The following is a 14870-nucleotide window of genomic DNA, read 5'->3' as shown; positions in this document are numbered from 1 at the left end:
CCGCGGCCGCCCGGGCTCAGCACTCGGGCAGCCCGGGGAGGGGCTCGTCGTTGTTCCCGCCCTTGACGTAGACGACGCTCACATAGACATCACGATGGCCGTTGTCGTCGTCGGTCCTGGCCCACCACACGTTCGACCACGTGCCGTAGGTCTCCCGGCGGCCCAGGTTCTCCTGGCAGAAGAAGTAGTTCACGCCGTGTCCGAGGGTGCCGACCGGCTCACCGCCATGGGTGTACGAGGTCGCGTCCCGCCACACCTCGCAGTCGTACCGCCCACCGCCGCTGCCGTGGCAGACGGGCGCGGCCCCCGAGGGCGGGGCCGATGAAGCCGCCGGGCCGCCCCCGTCGCCATTGCCGCCGTCCGGGCCGCGGGACGCGGACGGTGAGGCCTTGCCATCCGGCCGCTCGCCGTCCTGCCCGGCCGTGCCGCTCGCCCTTCCGCCACCCGGTGAGGCGGTCTTCCCGGGCCCCGTCGGCTTGCCCGGCGGGTCCTGGTCCTTGGCCGACTCCGCCGCCGGATCCTTCGTCGGCCCCGAGGCCGTGGTGTGGTCGTCGCCACCGACCAGCGCGTACGTCACCCCACCGGCGATGAGCACCACGGTGGCGGCCGCGGCCGCGATGAGCGCTCGGCGGCGCCCGCGCCCCGCGCCTCGCGCGTCGGCCCCGTCCCCCGCGCCCGGCTCCCCGCTCACCAGCGGCTCCGCCGGGGGCGGCGGCCCGAAGCCCGGTGACGGGGCGGCCACCGTGCCCGGTGCGGACGGGGGCCGCACGCCCTGCGGCGTCCGCCCGGCGGCCACGTCCGCCAGCATCCGGCGCGCCTCGGCGGCGGACGGCCGCCCCCGCGGATCCTTGTCCATCAGCGCGTGCAACACGGGTGCCAGCGGCCCGGCCCGCCGCGGCTCGGGCAGCGGTTCGGTGACGATCGCGGTGAGCGTCGACCATACGGAGGTGCGGCGGAACGGCGACGAGCCCTCCACCGCCGCGTACAGCGTCATCCCCAGCGCCCAGATGTCGGAGGCCGGGCTCGGGTCCTGCCCCTGGGCGCGCTCCGGTGCGAGATAGTCCAGGGAGCCGATCAGCTCGCCGCTGCGGGTCAGCTTGGTGGTCGCGCCGTCCTCGGGCGCCTCCAGGCTGGCGATGCCGAAGTCCGTGAGGACGACACGGCCCGCGCGGTCCAGCAGCACATTGCCGGGCTTCACATCCCGGTGCAGCACCCCGGCGGCATGGGCGGCGCCGAGCGCGTCGGCGACCTCGGCGCCGATCCCCGCGGCCTCCCGGGGGTCGATGGTGCCCCGCTCGTCGATCACATCGTCGAGCGAGGGCCCGTCGATCAGCTCCATGACGATGAGCGGCAGCCCGTCCTCCTCGGCCACATCGTGGACCGTGATCACCCCGGGGTGCCGGATCCGGGCCGCCGCCCGCGCCTCCCGCTGCATCCGGGTGCGCAGATCGGCCAGCTCGGCACTGGAGGCGTCGGTATGGGGCGCAGCACCTTGACGGCGACCTCCCGGCCGAGCACCGCGTCCACGGTCCTGCAGACCACGCCCATGCCGCCCCGGCCGAGCCGGCCCGTCACCCGGTACCGCCCGCCCAGGAGCCTGCCGGACAGATCGCCGCCCATGTCCACCGGTGCCACCGCTCCGCTTCCCCCTCGCGCCGTCCTCGGCCCAGCCCGGCCGCTGCCGGGCTCGGGGCCTGGGACTTCGGCTCAGGGCGAACAGCTTAGGGGGAGTCGGTGACAGCGGGGCTCAATCGCCGGTCGGACGCGTGCCCGCCGCCGGGCCGAACCCCTCCAGCCGCGCCTCCTGGGCTGCCGCGGCGGCCGCGCCCACCAGCCCCGCGTCGGTGCCCATCTGTGCCGGGACGACCTCCAGTCCCTGGACGAACGACAGGGTCGCGTAGTCGCGCAGGGCGCGCCGCAGGGGCGTGAAGAGCACGTCCCCGGCGCCCGCCACCCCGCCGCCGATGACCGCCACCTCGATCTCGACGAGCGCGGCGGTCGCGGCGATCCCGGCGGCCAGGGCCTGGGCGGCCCGTTCGAAGGAGGCCCGCGCGACCGGGTCGCCCTCCCGCGCCGAGGCGGCGACGGCCTGGGCGCTGGTGTCGCCGTCCGGGCCCGGGCGCCAGCCGCCGTCCAGGGCGCGGCGGGCGATGTTGGGACCGCTGGCGATCCGCTCCACGCAGCCGCGTCCGCCACAGGGGCACAGGTCGCCGTTCAGCTCCACGCTGATGTGGCCGATGTGCCCGGCGTTGCCGGTCGGGCCCGGGTGCAGCAGGCCGCCCAGGACCAGCCCGCCGCCCACGCCGGTGGAGACCACCATGCACAGCGCGCTCCTCCGGCCGCGTGCCGCGCCCTGCCAGTGCTCGGCGGCCGTCATCGCCGGCCCGTCGCCGACCAGCGACAGCGGCAGTGCGCCGGTGGTCTCCCGGACCCCGGCGACCAGCGGGAAGTCACGCCAGCCGGGGATGTTGACGGGACTGACGGTGCCCACGGTGGCGTCGACCGGGCCCGCGCTGCCGATGCCGACGGCGGCGACCCGCGACCAGTGCGCGGTGGCCCTGAGCTCCTCGAGCACGGCGGTGACCTGCCGCATGACCGTCGCGCCGGCTTCCTGGGCACGGGTGGCGCGGCGGGCCCGTACGACCAGCTTTCCGCTCCCGTCCACCAGAGCGCCCGCGATCTTGGTCCCGCCGATGTCCAGTGCGGCGATGAGGTCACGTGGCATAGGTGTCGACTCTCCTGGTGGGCATGCTGGTGGGCATGGGCGTGTTCAGTGTGCGACAACAGTCTTCCCGCCGCTGACAACGTTGTCCAGGGGCTATGCTCGTCACTCCCTCCCCCACGACGACCAGCGACGGGACGAGCGCACTGTGACCGACACCGCCCCGAGCACCGCCACCCGCCGTTACGGCACCCGGCCCACTATGAAGGATGTCGCCGCACGGGCCGGGGTCGGCCTCAAAACCGTCTCCAGAGTGGTCAACGGCGAACCGGGCGTCACCCCCGACACCGAGCGCCGCGTCCAGGAGGCCATCACCGCACTCGGCTTCCGCCGCAACGACAGCGCCCGCATTCTGCGCAAGGGCCGTACGGCGAGCATCGGACTGGTCCTGGAGGATCTGGCCGATCCCTTCTACGGTCCGCTGAGCCGCGCCGTCGAGGAGGTCGCCCGAGCCCATGGCGCGCTGCTGATCAACGGGTCCAGCGCGGAGGACCCCGAGCGCGAGCAGGAGCTGGTGCTCGCCCTGTGCGCGCGCCGGGTCGACGGCCTCGTCATCATCCCGGCCGGCCATGACCACCGCTATCTGGCCCCCGAGATGGCGGCCGGAATCGCCACCGTCTTCGTCGACCGGCCCGCGGGCCGGGTCGGCGCCGACGCCGTCCTCGCCGACAGCTTCGGCGGTTCCCGCGACGCCGTCGCCCATCTGATCGCCCACGGCCACCGCCGGATCGGCTTCCTCGGCGACCTGCCGGGCATCCACACCGCCGCCGAGCGGCTGCGCGGCTATCACGCGGCGATGAGCGAGGCCGGGCTGCCGGTCCATGACGCCTGGGTCTCGCCCGGCCCCACCGATCCGGAGCGGGTCCGGGCCGCGGCCACCGCGATGCTGAACGCCGCCGAGCCGGTCACCGCGCTCTTCGCGGGCAACAACCGGGTCACGGTCACGGTCGTACGGGTCCTGGCCGAGCGCCCCGCACCCGCCGCGCCGGTGGCCCTCGTCGGCTTCGACGACTTCGAGCTCGCCGATCTGCTCTCCCCCGGGATCACCGTCATAGCCCAGGACTCGGCCCAGCTCGGCCGCACCGCCGCCGATCTGCTCTTCCGCCGCCTCGACGGCGCGGGCGGGGACCCCCAGCGGGTCGTCCTGCCGACCCGGCTGATCCCGCGCGGCTCGGGCGAACTGCCCCCGCCCACGACGTCCACCCCCTGACCGGCCTGCCCCCGCGCGCGACGCCCCTGACCGGCCTTCCGCCGCGCGCTGTGGCCGTTCCCCGAACGGCGCGTTTTCCCCCGAACGCCTGAACGGCCCCGCTCCGGTTGCCCCGGCCCCCCACCGCCCCGAGGGTGGATGCGGAGGGCCCGGGACCCCGGCCGACGGAACGAGGGAGACGCGATGAGCGGGCGCCGAACGCGGACGATCTGCGCGGTGAGCCTCATGGCCGTGCTGGCGCCGGCCGCCGTCGGCTGTTCGGACGACGGGGGCGCCCCGTCGTCCCAAGTGTCCCGGGCCTCCGCCGCGATCGCCTCCGCGAAGGCGTCGGCCCAGGCCGAGCTGGGCAAGATCAAGGGTGGCTCCCAGGCCAAGCGCGAGGTGCGGGCCGGCCGGGTGACCCGCGACGGCGCGGGGCGGGCCGTGGCACCGCTGACCGTCACCAACGGGGGCAAGCACGCGGCCAACTACGCCATCGAGGTCAACTTCCGCAACGGGAGCGGGGACTTGGTCGACGCCGTCGTCCTGCACCTGTCCAAGGTGCCCCCGCACCGGCCCACCAGGGCCACCGCCCGCAGCCACCGCAAGCTCACCGGCCGCACCACGGCACAGGTGGGCACCGCGGTGCGGTACTGATCACCGCGGTGCCGATGGTGCGTTCAAGGTGCCGACGGTTCGTTCAAGCCGCCAGGACCTTGGCCTTGGCCCGCTCGTACTCCTCGGGCGTGAGCTCGCCGTGGTTCTTGAGCTCCACGAGATGTTCGAGCTCCTCCGCCCGGCCGGTGGTGGCGGTCGTGCGCATGAACTCCCGGAAGTCCTTCTCCGCCTGCTCGGCACGCTTCACCTCGCGCATGCCCATGCCCCGCCCCCGTGCCACCAGGTACACGAAGACCCCGAGGAAGGGCAGCAGGAGGGCGAAGACGGTCCAGCCCGCCTTGGCCCAGCCGCTCAGCGAGTCGTCACGGAAGAGGTCGGTGAAGACACGGAACAGAAGCGCCAGCCAGAGGATCCAGAGAAAGACCCACATCGTGGTCAGGAAAACATTCAGCAATGGGTAGGTCATCGTCAGCCTCCCGTCGGCCACGCCCGGCGCGGCCGTGAGCACCCCGCCGGGCCCCACGCCTTCAGCTTACGGCGCCACGGTCGGCGCAGCGCCGGATGCCGTGGCGGCGGGCCGTGCGTAGAACTGGGAGTCCGGAGGGTGATCGGGCGACGCGGGCTGGAAGGGCAGGCGGCCGTGGATCTCCAGATTCTCCCGCTGGCCGTCACCATGATGGCCGGTCCTCAGATCGTGGCCGCGGTCATCCTGGTGACCACCGCGCGGCCGGTGCGGGTGTCCCTGGCGTTTCTGCTCGGGGTGGCGGTCGCGACCGCGGCGGGGGTCGCTCTCGCCCGGTGGCTGTGCGGGCTGCTGGGGCAGGTGGTCTCGCCGGGCAGTCCGGACCACCGGGGATCGGCCGCGTCGGTCGTACAGCTGGTGCTGGTGGGGCTGTTGGCACTGGTCGCTGTCAAGAACGTGGTGCGGCGGCGGACGGTCGAGCCGCCGAAGTGGCTGGGCGCGCTGATGGAAGCCGGTCCCCGTAAGGCGCTCACGACCGGCTTGCTGATCATCCTGCTCATGCCGTCCGACATCGTGGTCATGCTGACCGTAGGGGCGAATCTGGAGCAGCACCGGGCGGGGTTGGCGGCGGCGCTGCCGTTCATCGGCGCCACCGTACTGATCGCGGCGCTGCCGCTGCTGGTCTACCTCCTCCTCGGCGACCGGGCGCGACGCGCGATGCCACGGCTCCGGGAGTGGCTCGCCACCCATAGCTGGGTGGTCAATGTCGCCGCATGCCTGATCTTCATCGTGCTCATCCTGACTCCCTGAGGCCTCCCCCCGCCACCTGAGGTCTGCCCCCCTGACGGCTCGTGGCCCCTAACGGCCCCTGCCATGCGCCCCCGTGCGGCCCGTGGCGGCCAGGAGGGCGATCACCGCGAGGGCGGCCAGCAGGATCAGCACCAGGAAGAGCACCGTCAGCACGGTGGGGTGGTTCCACAGGGCGAACACCGCGACCGGCACCAGCAGAGCCGCCGTCGTCAGTCCCCGCCGGTGGTCCGCGGTCCAGATGCCCGCCCGGCCGGTACGCATCCCATGGGCGGCGCCCCAGCGAGCGGCGCTGTCGGCGAGGACCTCGGCCGTGCCGCGTACCCTGCTCGGCAGCCGACCGGGGCCGACGAGATAGGCGCCGAGCGCGACCACGACGCCGAGCACCAGCACGGTGAGCACGGTGACCCGCAAAAAGCGCACCACCGTGTCGAAGAGGACCGAGGCGGCCTCCCTGGACAGCACGCTCGCCGGCACATGGTCGAGGTAGTAGCGACGGCCCACCGCGAGAACCAGCGCCAGGGCGAGGGAGGCGAGCGCGGTGCCCAGGGCCGCGCGGGCGAGCGCCCGGCGGCGCCGGTGGGCGAGCAGCACTCCGGTGCCGCCGAGCATCACCGTCAGCGCGGGCAGCCAGTTGCCCGCCAGGTCGAGGATGCGCGCCGACCGTCGGATGGTGTCGAGCCGGTCGGAGTGGAAGAGGACGAGCCGCTGGTGGATGTCGGGGATGCCGGTCACCGCGGGCAGCCCGGCGTCCACGAGCTGCTGTCTGACCCGCTCCACTGCGGCGCCGACGTTGAGGGTGACGGTGTGGCCCTCGACGCCGACCGGCCCGCCGCCCTTACCGGTGAGGGCACCCACGACGGCGGTGTGCGCGGCCCGGTTGGCGCCGGTCCACACGGCGGGGAACTGCTCACTGCGTACGATATGGGCCGCCACCTTCCGCACCGCCTGGTCCAGGGCCGAGTCCAGTTGCGGGGCCAGCCCCTCGATGGTGTCGGCGGCCCGTTCCGGAAGGCCGTGGGCGCGCAGCCAGGAGGCGATGTCGGCGGTGACCTCCCGGCTGTTGTGGCGGATGTCGACGGCCTCGCTGACCTGGTCCACGGCGGTGTCCTGGATCGCCGGGTCCTGAGCCAGCGGGGCGACCGTCGCCACGTAGCGGTCGGTGTCCAGGACGATGTCGTGGACCCACACCGTCAGCACGGACACCGGTACGAGCAGGCAACCGAGCAGGATCAGCAGGGCCGACACGGCGCTTCTGGCCATGAACCCATCTCCCGCCTTCTCGGGCGGGGCCGCATCCCGGGTGACACGTGCGGGTGAGCGGATATGGCCAAGCGGATCAGCGGGCGCGGCGGACCGGGTGGAACTGTGGACTCCGGCGCGGTGGGCCCCGGCGGACGGGCGGACTCAGTCGGGTCTACGGCTCCCGCAAGTCGACAAGCGCCCACCGAACTGCGGACTCCAACAGGCCCGCAGGCTCCAACAGACGCGCGGGCTCCAACGGGCCCGCAGCCTCCGGCAGATGAGCTGGCTTCCGCCGATCTGCGAGCCCCGGCGGACCGACGGAACCGATCGACTTGCCGAGGTCAGGACGCGGCAGGGGCCCGCCCCGCCAGCGCGTCGAGTTCGGCGCGGCCGAGGCCGGTCAGCCGCTCGACCTCGGCGCCGTCGAGCGCCCCGCAGTCCAGCCCACGTACCAGATGGCCGCTGAGCGCCTTGGCGGTGGCCGGTTCGTCGGCGATGCCGGTGCCTCCGGCCGTACGGTCCACATACGCGGCGAGCCGTTCCGCCGCTGCCTCCAGGCCCTCGCGGTAGAACGCGTAGACGGCGGCGTAGCGGGTGGGGAGATGGCCGGGGTGCATGTCCCAGCCCTGGTAGTACGCGCGCGCCAGGGACCGCCGGACCAGGCGGTGGTGGAGCCGCCAGGCATCGTGGACCCGCTCGGTGGGGCCGACGGGCAGGACGTTGGTCGAGCCGTCGGAGAGCCGTACGCCGGTGCCGGCGGCGGCGACCTGCATCACGGCCTTGGCGTGGTCGGCGACGGGGTGGTCCATGGACTGGTGGGCGGCGCCGACCCCGCAGGAGGCGCTGTAGTCGAAGGTGCCGTAGTGCAGTCCGGTGGCGCGCCCCTCGGCGGCGTCGATCATCCGGGCGACGGTGGCCCGGCCGTCCGAGCCGAGGATGGCCTGGGTGGTCTCGATCTGGATCTCGAAGCCGATGCGGCCCGGGGCGAGCCCGCGCGCCTTCTCGAACTCCTCGCACAGCCGGACCATGGCGGTGACCTGCTCGGCATACGTCACCTTGGGGAGGGTGAGCACGAGGCCGTCCGGCAGTCCGCCGGCGGCCATCAGCCCGGTGAGGAAGATGTCGAGGGTGCGGATGCCGCGGTCGCGTACGGCGGCCTCCATGCACTTCATGCGGATGCCCGCATAGGGGGGCGCGCCGCCCTCCGCGCAGGCGGCCGCGAGGAGCGAGGCGGCGCGGGCGGCCGCGGCGTCCTCCTCGGCGTCGGGGCGCGGGCCGTAGCCGTCCTCGAAGTCGATGCGCAGATCCTCCACGGGCTCGCGCTCCAGCTTGGCCCGCACCCGGGCGTGGACGGGTTCGGCGAGGTCGTCGGGGAGGCCGAGGACGGCGGCGAAGGAGTCGGCGTCGGGCGCGTGCCGGTCGAGGGCGGCCAGTGCCTGGTCGCCCCAGTCGCGCACGGTGGTGACGGTAAGGAGGTCGGCGGGCACGTAGACGGTGTGGACGGGCTGGCGGGTGCCGGGGTCGCCGGGGTAGCGGCGGGCGAGCTCGGCGTCGACGGCGGCGAGGGAGTCGGCGATCGACGCCCGTACGGCACCGGGCAGGCTGGTCGGCACGGTCTCCTGAGGCTTCATGTCCGCTCCTCCGCCCTTCCCACCGAACCCAGCTTGTTTCCACGCTACGGAAACGATGATCCGTAGCGCGAAGTTATCCGGGCGTTCGACGGCGGGTCAACACCCCCTTCGGCAGCCGCGAGGCCCCGTACGCGCATCGCGTACGGGGCCTCGCGGAATGCCCTGCGGGGATCGCGGAGGATCAGCCCTTGCGGGTCTTGACCTCTTCGGTCAGCTGCGGGACGACCTCGAAGAGGTCACCCACCACGCCGTAGTCGACCAGATCGAAGATCGGGGCCTCGGCGTCCTTGTTGACCGCCACGATCGTCTTCGAGGTCTGCATACCGGCCCGGTGCTGAATCGCACCCGAGATACCCGCCGCCACGTACAGCTGCGGCGAGACCGTCTTACCGGTCTGCCCGACCTGGTTGGTGTGCGGATACCAGCCCGCATCCACCGCCGCACGCGAAGCACCCACCGCCGCGCCCAGCGAGTCGGCCAGCGCCTCGACGACGGGGAAGTTCTCCGCACCGCCCACACCACGACCACCGGAAACCACGATCGCCGCCTCGGTCAGCTCCGGACGCCCCGTCGACTCACGCGGCGTACGCGACACCACCTTCGTCCCCGTCGCCTGCTCCGAGAACGACACCGACAGCGCCTCCACCGCACCCGCGGCCGGAGCGGCCTCCACCGCCGCCGAGTTCGGCTTCACCGTGATCACCGGCGTACCCCTGCTGACACGGGACTTGGTCGTGAAGGCCGCGGCGAACACCGACTGCGTCGCCACCGGACCCTCCTCACCCGCCTCCAGATCCACCGCGTCGGTGATGATGCCCGACCCGATACGGACCGCGAGGCGCGCCGCGATCTCCTTGCCCTCCGCGGAGGACGGAAACAGCACGGCGGCCGGCGACACGGCCTCATACGCGGCCTGGAGCGCATCCACCTTCGGGACCACGAGGTAGTCGGCGAACTCGGGCGCGTCAGCGGTCAACACCTTCACGGCACCGTGCTCGGCCAGAGCGGACGCGGTGCTCTCCGCACCGGCACCCAGCGCGACCGCGACGGGCTCGCCGACACGGCGGGCCAGGGTCAGCAGCTCCAGAGTGGGCTTGCGGACGGCACCGTCCACGTGATCGACGTAGACAAGGACTTCAGCCATGGGAATCGCTCTCCTGCGACATGCGAAAGAAATGAGGGCGGGGGAAACAGGTCAGACGAACTTCCGACCCGCCAGGCGGCATCAGATGAACTTGCGCTCCGCGAGAAAGACGGCGAGCTGCTTGCCGCCCTCGCCCTCGTCCTTGACGATCGTGCCCGCCGTACGGGCCGGGCGCTCCGTGGCACCGTCCACCGCGGTCCACGCACCCTCGAGACCGACCTCGCCCGACTCGATCTCCAGGTCCTCCAGGTCCCAGGACTCCACCGGCTTCTTCTTCGCCGCCATGATGCCCTTGAACGACGGGTAACGCGCCTCACCCGACTGGTCCGTCACCGACACCACCGCCGGAAGCCGCGCCTCCAGCAGCTCGGTCGCGGAGTCGCCGTCCCGTCGCCCCTTCACGGTGCCGTCCTCGACCGACACCTCCGACAGCAGCGACACCTGCGGCACACCCAGACGCTCCGCCAGCATCGCCGGGAGCACGCCCATCGTGCCGTCGGTGGACGCCATACCGCAGACCACCAGGTCATACCCGGTCTTCTCCACCGCCTTGGCCAGCACCAGCGAGGTACCCAGCGCGTCGGTGCCGTGCAGATCGTCGTCCTCGACATGCACCGCCTTGTCCGCACCCATCGACAGCGCCTTGCGCAGCGCGTCCTTGGCATCCTCCGGACCGACCGTCAGCACGGTGATCTCCGCCTCGTCAGCGTCCTCCGCGATCTGGAGGGCCTGCTCGACCGCGTACTCGTCCAGCTCCGAGAGCAGACCGTCCACATCGTCGCGATCGACGGTCAGGTCCTCGGCGAAGTGCCGGTCGCCGGTGGCGTCAGGCACGTACTTCACACAGACAACGATCCTCAAGCTCACGCCGGCTCTCCTACTGCATCGTCTCTACCGAGCTGCCTTGTTGCTGGCAGCATAGGCGCCTTCGGGGGCGGGACCCGGGCGGTACCGCGGGCGGTTTCCTGCCGGGGCGGCCCATGCACCGAAGCAAAATATTACTCGTCAGTACACCCAGCTCATTCCCCGGACGCAAGCCGCGTGAACTGTGACCTTGCCAACGCGGCGATCAGCGGGAGGAGCGCACGCCGCCGGGCGGCGCGGCTCAGTCGCGCAGCGCGTTGAAGCGCCCCTGGTGGTACAGGAGCGGACGGCCCGCCCCGGCCGCGGTGCCCGTGGTCACCTCGCCGATCACCACCCGGTGGTCCCCGGCGGGTATGCGGGTCACCACCCGGCACACCAGCCACGCCAGCACCCCGTCCAGCACCGGTACGCCCTCCGGTCCCGAGCGCCAGTCGGTGGCCGGTCCGAAGCGGTCGGCACCGCTGCGCGCGAAGGTCGCGGCCAGCTCCCGCTGGTGCTCGCCCAGGATGTGGACACCGACGTACTCGGCCTCGGAGAGCACCGGCCAGCTCGAGGAGCCGCTGCCCACGCCGAAGGAGAGCAGCGGCGGCTCGGCGGCGACGGAGGCGAGGGAAGTGGCGGTGAAGCCGACGGGGCGGGTGCCCTGGGCGGTGATCACGGCGACGCCGGAGGCGTGCCGGCGGAAGACGGAGCGGAAGAGGTCGGACGTGCCGAGTGAGGACGTGCCGAGGTCGTGCGTTGCCGTCATGGAGTTGTCCTTCTGCCGGAGGTACGGGCGGGGGGGCGGTGCTTGTCGTCGTTCGCTCACCCGCCCGGACACCGTGCGCCGGCGGTCCGCACCGGGTCCCCGTGCACACGTCCGCAGAGAAGGAGTCCAGGCCGCATGCTGTTCAGCCTGGCCACGTCGGGTGCGGACCGTCAAGTGCGTCCGGGGCGCGGTGGCTCACACGGCATCACCCAGAGCGGCGATGACATCGGCCCGGCGCGGCTGCCCGGAGGCCCGCCGCACGATCCGCCCGGCCGCGTCGAGCACCAGCACGGTGGGGGTACGGGCGATGCCCAGGTCCCTGACGAGCTCCAGCCGCGACTCGGCGTCGAGCTCGACGTGCGCCACCCCGTCCACCATCGCGGCCACCTCGGACAGCGTCCGCCGGGTGGCCCGGCAGGGCTGGCAGAAGGCGCTGGAGAACTGGAGCAGCGTCGCCCGCTCCCCCAGGTCCGCGCCCAGCTCGGCGGCGCCCAGCCGCCGGCCTCCGTCGCCGTCTCGCACCTGTCTCCTCCCGATAGGGCCTCCCCCCTGCAGCGTTACGGGCGGCCCGGAGATTCCCGGGAGGCCCCTGACGTGATGAGGATCTCTTGGCCGGGCGGCGCCGTCCGGTAGCACATCGAGACGACATCGGGCACCATCTGCCAGAAGCCGGAAACCTACGGCCGCGTAACTTCCGCCGGGAGAACCCTCCCAGGGCATACGACGAAGGGTCCTCAATGGCAGAGCTCGTCTACCCGCCGGTGATCGGCATCGCCCGCACCATGTTCAAGGCGCTCGATCTGCGCTTCGACATCAAGGGCACGGAGAATATCCCGCAGGCGGGCGGCGCGGTTCTGGTGAGCAACCACATCGGCTATCTCGACTTCGTCTTCTGCGGGCTGACCGCCCGTCCGGCGAAGCGGCTGGTGCGGTTCATGGCGAAGGAGTCGGTCTTCCGGCACAAGGTCTCCGGGCCGCTGATGCGCGCGATGAAGCACATTCCGGTGGACCGCGCGGCGGGCATGGACGCGTACAAGCACGCCCTGAGGGCGCTGCGCTCCGGCGAGATCATCGGGGTCTTCCCGGAGGCGACGATCTCGCGGTCGTTCGCCCTCAAGAACTTCAAGTCGGGCGCGGCCCGGCTGGCGCAGGAGGCGGGCGTCCCGCTGCTGCCGATGGCCCTGTGGGGCACCCAGCGGCTGTGGACCAAGGGCCAGAAGCGGGCGCTGGGCCGCCACCACTTCCCGATCACGATGCGGGTCGGCGAGCCGATGGAGGCCGACCCGACCGAGCCCTCGGACACCCTGACGGAGCGGCTGCGCGGCCGGGTGCAGGAGCTGCTGGAGGCGGCGCAGCGGGCGTATCCGGTGCGGCCCAAGGGCCCGGACGACACCTGGTGGGTGCCGGCCCATCTGGGCGGCACCGCTCCCACCCCGGCCGAGGCGCTGGCCCTGGACCGGGGCCGGTAGCGAAACCTGAGCGGGCGGGCCCCGGAGGCCCGCCCGTACCGCACCCCGGGCCCCAGGCCTGTACCGCCTCCGGGCCCTAGCGGCCCATCTCCTCCTTGACGGCGGTGATGAAGCCGTCCACGTCCTCCTCCGTGGTGTCGAAGGAGCACATCCAGCGCACATCGCCCGCGGCCTCGTCCCAGAAGTAGAAGCGGTAGCGCTTCTGGAGGCGCTCGCTGACCTCGTGCGGGAGGCGGGCGAAGACCGCGTTGGCCTGGACCGGGTGGAGAATCGTCACTCCGTCCACCGAGCGCACGCCGTCGGCCAGCCGCTGGGCCATGGTGTTGGCGTGGCGGGCATTGCGCAGCCACAGATCGCGGGCGAGCAGGGCCTCCAGCTGGACGGAGATGAACCGCATCTTGGACGCGAGCTGCATGGACAGCTTGCGCAGATGCTTCATGGCGCCCGCCGCGTCCGGGTCCAGGACGACCACGGCCTCGCCGAAGAGCATCCCGTTCTTGGTGCCGCCGAAGGACAGGATGTCGACGCCCGCCGCATTGGTGAACGAGCGCATCGGCACGTCCAGGGACGCGGCCGCGTTGGCTATCCGGGCGCCGTCGAGGTGGACCTTCATCCCGCGCTCGTGGGCGTGATCGCAGATGGCGCGGATCTCGTCCACCGTGTAGACGGTGCCGAGCTCGGTGTTCTGGGCGATCGAGACGACCTGCGGCATCGCCCGGTGCTCATCGTCCCAGCCCCATGCCTGGCGGTCGATGAGCTCGGGGGTGAGCTTGCCGTCCTCGGTGGGGACGGTGAGCAGCTTCAGCCCTCCGACGCGCTCGGGCGCCCCGCACTCGTCGACGTTGATATGGGCGGTCTCGGCGCAGATGACCGCGCCCCACCGGTCGGTGAGTGCCTGGAGGGCGACGACATTGGCGCCGGTGCCGTTGAAGACCGGGAAGGCCTGTGCGTGCGGGCCGAAGTGGCTGCGCATGACGAACTGCAGATGCGCGGTGTAGTCGTCCTCGCCGTAGGAGACCTGATGGCCTCCGTTGGCGAGCGCGAGCGCGGCGAGGATCTCCGGGTGGGCGCCGGCGTAGTTGTCGCTGGCGAAGCCGCTCACCTCGGGGTCGTGGTGGCGACGGGCGTCGGTCCTCACGGCTTGGGGGTCAGCCACAGGCGGGTTCCGTTCACTTCCTGGGCGGGCTGGTCCCAGAGTCCGGTGATGGCCTCGGCCAGCTCCTTGACGTCCGTGAAGCCCGCGAACTTCGCGTTGGGGCGCTCCGCGCGCATGGCGTCGTGCACCAGCGCCTTGACCACCAGGATGGCAGCGGCCGCCGACGGGTCGCCCTCGCCCCCCAGTTTGCGGAAGGAGTCGGCGAGCGCGAGCGTCCAGGCCTCGGCGGCGGCCTTGGCGGCGGCGTACGCGGCGTTGCCCGCGGTGGGCTTGGTCGCGCCCCCCGCGCTGATCAGCACGAAGCGGCCCTTGCCGCTGCGCAGCAAGGCGTCGTGGAAGGCGAGGGAGGTGTGCTGGGCGGTCCGGATCAGCAGATTGTGCAGGGTGTCCCAGTCGGCGAGCGGGGCGTCGGCGAAGGTCTTACTGCCGCGCCAGCCGCCGACCAGGTGGATCAGCCCGTCGACCCGGCCGAACTCCTTCTCGGTGCGGTCGGCCCAGGCGCGGGTGGCGTCGAGGTCGAGCAGGTCGACCGTCTCGCCGGTGACGCTGGCACCGCCGTGGGCGTAGCGCGCCGCGTCCACGGCCTCGGCCAGGCGCGCCGGGTCGGAGTCGGAGGCGACGACGGTGGCACCGGCCTCGGCCAGGCGGAGCAGGGTGGCCCGGCCCGCGGGGCCGGCCGCGCCGGCCACCGCCACCACCGCACCGTCCAGCGGCCGCTCGCCCGGTTCGTTCGGGCTGGGGCTCGACGTCGGTGTGGTCATGCTCACTGCCTCCTCGTCCTTCCCCGCACGGCGGCTGTCCGCCGTCGCGGGGC

At 72.8% G+C, this 14870-nt stretch carries 14 protein-coding genes and 1 pseudogene; 4 read left to right on the top strand and 11 right to left on the bottom strand.

What is annotated here, in order from left to right; translation table 11 throughout:
- Nucleotides 1-16: 16 nt before the first annotated feature.
- Nucleotides 17-1620 (bottom strand): annotated as a pseudogene (locus J8403_RS37165) (serine/threonine-protein kinase).
- 127 nt (nucleotides 1621-1747) lie between these two features.
- Complete coding sequence (locus J8403_RS37160; protein WP_211127014.1) at nucleotides 1748-2725, bottom strand: ROK family protein; 978 nt, start codon at nucleotides 2723-2725, stop codon at nucleotides 1748-1750.
- Between the two features lie 145 nt (nucleotides 2726-2870).
- Here J8403_RS37160 and J8403_RS37155 point away from each other — a divergent pair, with 145 nt between their 5' ends.
- Together J8403_RS37155 and J8403_RS37150 are read left to right on the top strand one after the other, a co-directional pair.
- Entirely contained in the window at nucleotides 2871-3932 is a 1062-nt protein-coding gene (locus J8403_RS37155; protein WP_211127013.1) for a LacI family DNA-binding transcriptional regulator, read from the top strand.
- Nucleotides 3933-4115: 183 nt separating this feature from the next.
- Nucleotides 4116-4568 carry a hypothetical protein gene (locus J8403_RS37150; RefSeq protein ID WP_211127012.1) on the top strand — a complete coding sequence of 151 codons (453 nt, stop codon included), beginning with the start codon at nucleotides 4116-4118 and terminating at the stop codon, nucleotides 4566-4568.
- A 43-nt stretch (nucleotides 4569-4611) separates the two neighbouring features.
- On the opposite strand, the gene J8403_RS37145 is transcribed toward J8403_RS37150, so the two are convergent.
- The gene (locus tag J8403_RS37145; RefSeq protein WP_211127011.1) at nucleotides 4612-4995 is read right to left on the bottom strand and encodes an SHOCT domain-containing protein; all 384 of its coding nucleotides are present in this window, start codon (nucleotides 4993-4995) and stop codon (nucleotides 4612-4614) included.
- Nucleotides 4996-5169: 174 nt separating this feature from the next.
- Here J8403_RS37145 and J8403_RS37140 point away from each other — a divergent pair, with 174 nt between their 5' ends.
- Entirely contained in the window at nucleotides 5170-5802 is a 633-nt protein-coding gene (locus J8403_RS37140; protein ID WP_211127010.1) for a GAP family protein, read from the top strand.
- A gap of 48 nt (nucleotides 5803-5850) precedes the next feature.
- On the opposite strand, the gene J8403_RS37135 is transcribed toward J8403_RS37140, so the two are convergent.
- The 6 genes from J8403_RS37135 to J8403_RS37110 form a co-directional block, all read right to left on the bottom strand.
- On the bottom strand, nucleotides 5851-7062 hold the full coding sequence (locus J8403_RS37135; protein ID WP_211127009.1) for a hypothetical protein: 1212 nt from the start codon (nucleotides 7060-7062) through the stop codon (nucleotides 5851-5853).
- Between the two features lie 323 nt (nucleotides 7063-7385).
- A complete protein-coding gene (locus tag J8403_RS37130; RefSeq protein ID WP_211127008.1) occupies nucleotides 7386-8675 on the bottom strand; it encodes a DUF6986 family protein in 1290 nt (429 codons plus the stop codon).
- Between the two features lie 181 nt (nucleotides 8676-8856).
- On the bottom strand, nucleotides 8857-9819 hold the full coding sequence (locus J8403_RS37125) for an electron transfer flavoprotein subunit alpha/FixB family protein (RefSeq protein WP_211122478.1): 963 nt from the start codon (nucleotides 9817-9819) through the stop codon (nucleotides 8857-8859).
- A gap of 81 nt (nucleotides 9820-9900) precedes the next feature.
- Nucleotides 9901-10686 (bottom strand): electron transfer flavoprotein subunit beta/FixA family protein, encoded by a 786-nt coding sequence (locus J8403_RS37120; RefSeq protein ID WP_211127007.1) that lies wholly within the window; start codon nucleotides 10684-10686, stop codon nucleotides 9901-9903.
- A 238-nt stretch (nucleotides 10687-10924) separates the two neighbouring features.
- Nucleotides 10925-11431, bottom strand: coding sequence for a flavin reductase family protein (locus tag J8403_RS37115; RefSeq protein WP_211127006.1), 507 nt, complete (start codon nucleotides 11429-11431; stop codon nucleotides 10925-10927).
- Nucleotides 11432-11626: 195 nt separating this feature from the next.
- Nucleotides 11627-11986, bottom strand: a complete 360-nt coding sequence (locus J8403_RS37110) for a TlpA family protein disulfide reductase (protein ID WP_246586422.1) — start codon at nucleotides 11984-11986, stop codon at nucleotides 11627-11629.
- 182 nt (nucleotides 11987-12168) lie between these two features.
- On the opposite strand from J8403_RS37110, the gene J8403_RS37105 reads away from it, so the two are divergent.
- Entirely contained in the window at nucleotides 12169-12900 is a 732-nt protein-coding gene (locus J8403_RS37105) for a lysophospholipid acyltransferase family protein (protein ID WP_211127004.1), read from the top strand.
- A 76-nt stretch (nucleotides 12901-12976) separates the two neighbouring features.
- Here the strand turns inward: J8403_RS37105 and J8403_RS37100 are convergent, their stop codons facing one another.
- Nucleotides 12977-14038 carry a threonine aldolase family protein gene (locus J8403_RS37100; protein ID WP_211128618.1) on the bottom strand — a complete coding sequence of 354 codons (1062 nt, stop codon included), beginning with the start codon at nucleotides 14036-14038 and terminating at the stop codon, nucleotides 12977-12979.
- Entirely contained in the window at nucleotides 14035-14817 is a 783-nt protein-coding gene (locus J8403_RS37095; protein ID WP_211127003.1) for an SDR family NAD(P)-dependent oxidoreductase, read from the bottom strand. The genes J8403_RS37100 and J8403_RS37095 overlap by 4 nt, the downstream gene beginning before the upstream one ends.
- Nucleotides 14818-14870: the final 53 nt, after the last annotated feature.

Source organism: Streptomyces yatensis (genome assembly GCF_018069625.1).
Taxonomy (GTDB): domain Bacteria; phylum Actinomycetota; class Actinomycetes; order Streptomycetales; family Streptomycetaceae; genus Streptomyces; species Streptomyces yatensis.
This window is presented reverse-complemented; position numbering and strand designations above follow the sequence as displayed.

What these genes read in the sequence shown, in the direction of transcription:
- J8403_RS37160 (WP_211127014.1), bottom strand. Translation starts at nt 2,725, where the DNA reads ATGCCACGTGACCTCATCGCCGCACTGGACATCGGCGGGACCAAGATC.
- J8403_RS37150 (WP_211127012.1), top strand. Translation starts at nt 4,116, where the DNA reads ATGAGCGGGCGCCGAACGCGGACGATCTGCGCGGTGAGCCTCATGGCC.
- J8403_RS37145 (WP_211127011.1), bottom strand. Translation starts at nt 4,995, where the DNA reads ATGACCTACCCATTGCTGAATGTTTTCCTGACCACGATGTGGGTCTTT.
- J8403_RS37135 (WP_211127009.1), bottom strand. Translation starts at nt 7,062, where the DNA reads ATGGCCAGAAGCGCCGTGTCGGCCCTGCTGATCCTGCTCGGTTGCCTG.
- J8403_RS37130 (WP_211127008.1), bottom strand. Translation starts at nt 8,675, where the DNA reads ATGAAGCCTCAGGAGACCGTGCCGACCAGCCTGCCCGGTGCCGTACGG.
- J8403_RS37125 (WP_211122478.1), bottom strand. Translation starts at nt 9,819, where the DNA reads ATGGCTGAAGTCCTTGTCTACGTCGATCACGTGGACGGTGCCGTCCGC.
- J8403_RS37115 (WP_211127006.1), bottom strand. Translation starts at nt 11,431, where the DNA reads ATGACGGCAACGCACGACCTCGGCACGTCCTCACTCGGCACGTCCGAC.
- J8403_RS37105 (WP_211127004.1), top strand. Translation starts at nt 12,169, where the DNA reads ATGGCAGAGCTCGTCTACCCGCCGGTGATCGGCATCGCCCGCACCATG.
- J8403_RS37095 (WP_211127003.1), bottom strand. Translation starts at nt 14,817, where the DNA reads ATGACCACACCGACGTCGAGCCCCAGCCCGAACGAACCGGGCGAGCGG.